This is a genomic window from Pseudomonas sp. 44 R 15 (assembly GCF_900004965.1).
GTDB lineage: Bacteria > Pseudomonadota > Gammaproteobacteria > Pseudomonadales > Pseudomonadaceae > Aquipseudomonas > Aquipseudomonas orientalis_A.
Genome location: NZ_CVTU01000080.1, coordinates 1 through 7,193, shown reverse-complemented (window position 1 = coordinate 7,193; position 7,193 = coordinate 1). Strand labels below are relative to the sequence as shown.

Here is a 7,193-nt window from a genome sequence, read left to right as displayed (position 1 = left end):
CGGCACCACGTAGGCCACCAACTGCTTGCCGGTCGGACCTTCCTGGGCCACCACCACGGTTTCGCCGACGCTGTCCTGTTCGCGCAGGCGCGCTTCGATTTCACCCAGTTCGATACGGAAACCACGGATCTTGACCTGATGGTCGACGCGACCCAGGTAATCCACCACACCGTCCGGACGCCCACGGGTCAGGTCGCCGCTGCGATACACGCGGCTGCCGGGCTTGCCGAACGGGTCCGGCACAAAGCGTTCGGCGGTCAACGCCGGACGCTCCAGGTAACCCCGGGCCACGCCCTCGCCGCCCAGGTACAACTCACCGGCCACGCCGATGGGTTGCAGGTTGAGCTGCGCGTCCAGCACGTAGCCGCTGCGGTTGCCGAGCAAAGTGCCGATGGGCGCGTAGACGGCGCCGCATGGGTCGCCCTTGCGCGCCTTCCACAACAGTGGCGTGACCACGGTTTCGGTGGGGCCATAACCGTTGAACAGGTAGGTCGGTTTCAGTGCGCGCCAGGCCAGGTCGTAGCTGGCCTGGGCCACTGCATCACCGCCGAAGCAGTACACGCGCACCGCCGGAGGATTGCCGTCGCGCTCGGCGTGTTCGGCCAGTTGCTGCAGGTACACCGGTGGGAACACCGCCATGGTCACGTTGTGGCGGTGCATCTGTTCATAGGTGTATTCCGGCAACCATAGGCTGTCGTCGCGGATCAGCACGCTGGCGCCATTGATCAGCGGGTGCATCCAACCCTCGTGGGAACCGTCGAAGGCGAACGACATGAAGTGCAACTCGCAATCGGCCGGGCGGGTTTCATAGCGCTCACCGGTGGCGATGATGTGCGCCACCAGTGGCCCGTGGGACACCGCCACGCCCTTGGGCATGCCGGTGGAGCCGGAGGTGTAGATCACGTAGGCGAGGTTATCGCCGTCGAGGGCGACGTTCGGCGCCGCATGATTGTCGTCGGACCAGTCCTGCAGCTGATCCACTGCCAGGGCTTGCAGGCCTTGCGGAATCGGGAGGCGCTGTTGCACGGTCGAGTGGGTCAGCAGCAACCGCGAGCGGCTGTCCTGCATCATGTACAGCAGGCGATCACGCGGGTATTCGATATCCAGCGGCACGTACACGCCACCGGCCTTCAACACCGCGAGGAACGCCACCATGATCTCGGCACTGCGCGGCATGGCAATCGCCACGCGCACTTCCGGGCCGACGCCACGGGCGATCAGCGCGTGGGCCAGGCGGTTGGCCTGGCGATCCAGCTCGCCGTAAGTGAGCTGCTCGTCGGCGAACTTCACCGCCACCGCATCCGGGGTTTCCCGGGCACGGTCGGCCACCAGTTCATGCACCAAACGCTGGGCCGAGAAACCGGAGGCGCTACGGTCCCACAGTTGCAGGATGTGTTGCTGCTCGGCGGCGTCCAGCAGGTTCAACTGGCCAAGCGGTTGCCGAGGGTTGGCGACCATGCCCTGCAGCAGGTTCTGCCAGTGGCGCGTCATGCGTTGCACGGTGCCGGCTTCGAACAGGTCCTGGGCATAACCCAGGGTGGCCCAGATGCCTTCGGTGGACTCCTGAATGTCCAGGTCGAGGTCGAAATGCGCGGTCTTGCTTTGCCATTCCAGCCCTTGGACCAGCAGGTGCGGCAGGTGCTGCTGGACCTGGGCCTGGCCGACGTCGGTCTGGTGGTTGAACATCACCTGGAACAGCGGATTGTGGCTCAGGCTGCGTTCCGGTTGCAGGGCTTCCACCAACTGTTCGAACGGCAGGTCCTGATGGGCCTGGGCCTCAAGCGCGCGTTGCCTGGTTTGTTGCAGCAACTGCTCGACGCTCATCTGGCCGTGCAGGTCCGCCTTGAGGACCTGGGTATTGACGAAGAAGCCGATCAGCCGCTCGGTTTCGCTGCGGTTGCGGTTGGCGATGGGCACGCCGACGCGGATTTCTTCCTGGCCGCTGTAGCGGTGCAGCAGGGTCTGGAACGACGCCAGCAGCAACATGAACAGGGTCACGCCCTGTTGCCGGGCCAAGGCCTTGAGATGTTGGCTCAGCTCGGGGTCCAGCTCGAAAGCCAGGCGTGCGCCGCGATGGCTTTGCACGGCGGGACGCGGGTGGTCGAACGGCAACTCCAGCACACTTTGCTCGCCGCCGAGCATTTCGCGCCAGTACGCCAGCTGACGGTCCTTCTCGCCCGCCTCCATCCAATTGCGCTGCCACACGGCATAGTCGGCATATTGGATCGGCAACGCCGGCAGCTGCACTTCCTCGCCCTGGCTGTAGCCCGCATAGAGCTGCACCAGTTCTTCGACCATCACCTGCATCGACCAGCCATCGGAGACGATGTGGTGTTGCACCAGCACCAGCACATGCTCATCAGCAGCCACGCGCAGCAGCGACACACGCAGCAACGGGCCGTGTTCCAGGTCGAACGGCTGCGCGATCTGCGCCTCGACCTGCGCCTGGAGTTCAGCCTCGTCGACATCGGCGTGAGCGATCTGCAGCGACGCCGATGGCGCGATCACTTGCACTGCACGCTCATGCTCCTGGCGCAGGCAGGTGCGCAGGCTTTCATGCCGGGCCAGCAACGTATCGAAACTGCGCTGCAACGCGCCCAGGTCCAGTTGCCCTTTCAGGCGCAACGCACTGGGGATGTGGTAAGCGGCGCTGTGCGGCTCCAATTGCCAGAGAAACCACTGACGCTCCTGGGCATACGACAGCGGCAAGGCGTGCTCGCGCCCGACCGGCAGCAACGGCGGTGCGCTGGGCGCCAGGCTGTCCTGGGCCTGCAGTGCCGCAACAAATGCGTCCAGCCGTGGGTGCTCGAACAAGGCCTTGAGCGGCACCTCGCGCTGCAGCGTCTGGCGAATGCGCGACACCACTTGCATCGCCAGCAGCGAATGCCCGCCCAGTTCAAAGAAGTGCTGGTTCAAACCGACGTTGTCGGCACCGAGAATATCGGCCCAGATCGCAGCGATCTGCTGTTGCAACGCGGTGACCGGCGCCTGCCAGTCCTGGTACGCCGTGCTGGCGTCCGGTTTGGGCAGTGCCTGGCGGTCCAGCTTGCCGTTGGGGTTGAGCGGCATGCGCTCGAGGAAGATCAGGTGCGCCGGCACCATGTAGTCCGGCAGCTGTTCGCGCAGGGTGTTCATCAAGCGTTCGGCTTCACTCGACGGTTGCGCGGGCACCAGGTAGGCCAGCAGTTGGTTGTCGACAGCCAGCACCAGCGCTTCGCGCACGCCGTCCTGGGCCAGCAGCACGGTTTCGATCTCGCCCAGTTCGATGCGGAAGCCGCGCACTTTCACTTGATGGTCGACCCGCCCGACATACTCCACCACCCCGTCGGCGCGATAACGCGCCAGGTCGCCGCTGCGATAAAGCCGCTCGCCGCAGGCACTGAACGGGTTGGCGACAAAACGCTCGGCGGTCAGGCTCGGGCGCCGCAGATAAGCGCTGGCCAGGCCGCTGGCGCTGGCGATGTAGAGTTCGCCTACGGCACCGACAGGCAGCAGATTCAGGTCGCGATCCAACACATACAGCCCACGCCCGGGTAGCGCGCGGCCGATGGGGCTGGCGGTGACGCCGCTGATTACGTCGGGGTCGGTGCAGTCCAGCACGCTGGAGACCACGGTGGCCTCGGTCGGCCCGTAGGTATTGAGCAGCCGCACATGGCCCAGGCCCGCCCGTTGCCACAACAATGGACCGTCGAGGGGCATGGCTTCGCCGCCGATATGCATCTGGCGCAACGCCCCGTAAGGCCGCGCACCCGCCGCCAGGCAATCCTGCAAGAACAGTTTCCAGTAGGCGGTCGGCAAGTCGGCCAGGGTGATGCCCTGCTCGATGATCTGCCGATACAACTCGGCACCGTCCCACAGTTGCGGGCCACGCAGCACCACCGTGGCACCGAGGGTCAGGGCCGGGTACAACTGCTCGACGAAGCCGTCAAAATTCAGGGTAGCGAACTGCAATACCCGGTCTTGCGCGACCAGTTGCGAATAGTCGGCGGCGATGCAGGCGAACTCACTCAATGCGCCATGGCTGATGGCCACGCCCTTGGGTTTGCCGGTGGAACCCGAGGTGTAGATCACGTAGGCCAGGCTGTGCGGTTCGAAAACAGCCGGTGGATTGTGCTCATCACACAGCGCCAACTGCGCCTGGACCAGGTCGATTTCCACGGCCACCGCGTGCGCCGGCAATGGCAGGCGATCGCGCAGGTGCGACTGGGTCAGCACCAGGCGCACATCGCTGTCCTCGAGCATGTGCACCAGACGCTCGCGGGGGTACTCAGGGTCCAGCGGCACATAGGCCGCGCCGGTCTTGAGCACCGCCAGCAAGCTGACCACCATGGCGAAGGAGCGCTCCACGGCGATCCCGACCAAGGCTTGGGAGCCGATACCCTGGGCGATCAAGTAGTGCGCCAGGCGGTTGGCCTGGCGGTTCAGTTCGCCATAGCTGAGGGCCTGGTCGTCCAGGGCCAGGGCCTGACGTTCAGGCTGCGCGGCGGCCTGGTCTTCGAACAGCAGATGTACGCCTTGCAATTGCCGGGCGCAGGCCGGAGCGTTCCAGTCCTGAAGCATGCGTTGCTGCTCGGTAGCATCCAGCAGCGAAAGCTCGGCCAGACGCCTGCGCGGATCGCTGACGACCGTCTGCAGCAACTGCTGCCAGTGCTGCGCCAGGCGCTCGATGGTCGCTGAGTCGAACAAATCGGTGGCGTAATTCAACGCCGCCCACAGCCCTTCGGCCGACTCATGGGTATCCAGGCTCAGGTCGAAATGCGTGGTCTGGCTGTCCCAGTCCAGCTCCACCACGCGCAGGCCAGGCAGTTGCTGGCCGTCGCGCCCGCCCTGGGCGTCGGTCTGATGGTTGAACATCACCTGGAACAATGGGTTGTGGCTCAGGCTGCGCTCAGGCGAGAGCGCCATCACCAATTGCTCGAACGGCAGGTCCTGGTGGGCCTGGGCTTCCAGGGCGCGGCGCTTGGTCTGTTGCAGCAACTCGACAAAGCTCATCTGCCCGTCCAGGTCAGCCTTGAGCACTTGGGTGTTGACGAAAAACCCGATCAGCCCCTCGGTTTCGACGCGGTTGCGGTTGGCAATCGGCACGCCGACGCGGATATCCGACTGCCCGCTGTAGCGGTACAACAAGGTCTGGAAGGACGCGAGCAGCAGCATGAATGGGGTGATGCCTTCTTGCTGCGCCAGGCGCTTGAGACCGGCGACCAGTTCGGGCTGTAGATGCAGCTCCAGGCTCGCGCCGCGATGGCTTTGCTGCGCCGGGCGCGGACGGTCCAGCGGCAGTTCCAGCACCGGCTGTTCACCGCCCAGCAGCGCCTGCCAATAAGCCAGTTGCCGCGCCCGCTCTCCCGCTTCCATCCAGCCGCGCTGCCACAGGGCGTAGTCGGCGTACTGAATCGGCAGCTGCGGCAGTTGCAGGTCCTGGCCCAGGCTGTAGGCGGCATACAACTGCACCAGCTCCTGCACCATCACCTGCATTGACCAGCCGTCGGAGACGATGTGGTGCTGCACCATTACCAGCACATGGTCATCTTCAGCCAGTTGCAGCAAGGTCACGCGCAGCAGCGGAGCCTGGTGCAAATCGAACGGCCGCGCCACCTCCGCTTCCACCCGTGCCATCAACTGCGCTTCGTCGATCTGCGCGTGTTGAATCTCGACCCGGGCCTGGGGCAGCACAGCCTGCCACAAGTGCTCGCCCTCCTCGACCAGTTGGGTGCGCAGGCTCTCGTGTCGGGCCAGCAGGCTGTCGAAGCTGCGCTGCAGTGCCGCCAGGTCCAAGCGACCGTGCAGGCGCAAGGCGCCGGGGATGTGGTAAGTGGCGCTGCCGGGGTCCAACTGCCAGAGAAACCACTGACGCTCCTGGGCATAGGACAGCGGCAGGCGTTGGCCGTCCTCACGGATTGCAGCAATCGGCAGTTGAGCGAAACTCATGCCCCGGCTTTGCAGGCGCTGATAAAACTGCTGGCGCTGTTCCAGAGGCAAGCGAAGAAAGCGCGACACCAGGTCGATGTTAGGGTTGGAAAGCATGGTTCAAATCGCCTCTAGTTCGCTCAAAAAGTCACGAAGGTCATCAAAATCTTCCACGCTGCCGGCGCGGAAAGTGGCTGCGGCCTGCACGTAGGCGCGCAGTGATTCGGTCTGGAACAGTTCCATCAGCGGTACGTCCAGGCCCAACTCGGCCTGCACCCGCGAGGTGATCTGGATGGCCAGCAGGGAATGCCCGCCCACTTCGAAGAAGTTGTCGTTCAGGCCCACTTGCGCCAGGTGCAGCACGTCGGCCCAGATCGCGGCGATCTGCTGCTCCAGTTCGGTGTGCGGCGCCACGTACTGTTGCTGCATCTGGCTGGCATCCGGCAACGGCAGGCCTTTGCGGTCGAGCTTGCCGTTGGGGGTCAGCGGCATCTGTGCGAGGAACACGAAGTGCGCCGGCACCATGTAGTCCGGCAGGCCGCTTTTCAGGGCGCGACGCAAGCTGTCGCGGAATTCGGCCTGGTCGGCCAGGGTCGCATCGGCCGGCACCACGTAGGCCACCAACTGCTTGCCGGTCGGACCTTCCTGGGCCACCACCACGGTTTCGCCGACGCTGTCCTGTTCGCGCAGGCGCGCTTCGATTTCACCCAGTTCGATACGGAAACCACGGATCTTGACCTGATGGTCGACGCGACCCAGGTAATCCACCACACCGTCCGGACGCCCACGGGTCAGGTCGCCGCTGCGATACACGCGGCTGCCGGGCTTGCCGAACGGGTCCGGCACAAAGCGTTCGGCGGTCAACGCCGGACGCTCCAGGTAACCCCGGGCCACGCCCTCGCCGCCCAGGTACAACTCACCGGCCACGCCGATGGGTTGCAGGTTGAGCTGCGCGTCCAGCACGTAGCCGCTGCGGTTGCCGAGCAAAGTGCCGATGGGCGCGTAGACGGCGCCGCATGGGTCGCCCTTGCGCGCCTTCCACAACAGTGGCGTGACCACGGTTTCGGTGGGGCCATAACCGTTGAACAGGTAGGTCGGTTTCAGTGCGCGCCAGGCCAGGTCGTAGCTGGCCTGGGCCACTGCATCACCGCCGAAGCAGTACACGCGCACCGCCGGAGGATTGCCGTCGCGCTCGGCGTGTTCGGCCAGTTGCTGCAGGTACACCGGTGGGAACACCGCCATGGTCACGTTGTGGCGGTGCATCTGTTCATAGGTGTATTCCGGCA

Annotated in this window: 2 protein-coding genes; both read right to left on the bottom strand. The window is 65.0% G+C overall.

Going from position 1 to position 7,193, the window contains the following annotated elements:
• A partial coding sequence (locus BFP93_RS10100; RefSeq protein ID WP_141687961.1) for a non-ribosomal peptide synthetase occupies positions 1-6,024 on the bottom strand: 6,024 nt, incomplete at its 3' end.
• 3 nt (positions 6,025-6,027) lie between these two features.
• A partial coding sequence (locus tag BFP93_RS10095; protein WP_141687960.1) for an AMP-binding protein occupies positions 6,028-7,193 on the bottom strand: 1,166 nt, incomplete at its 5' end.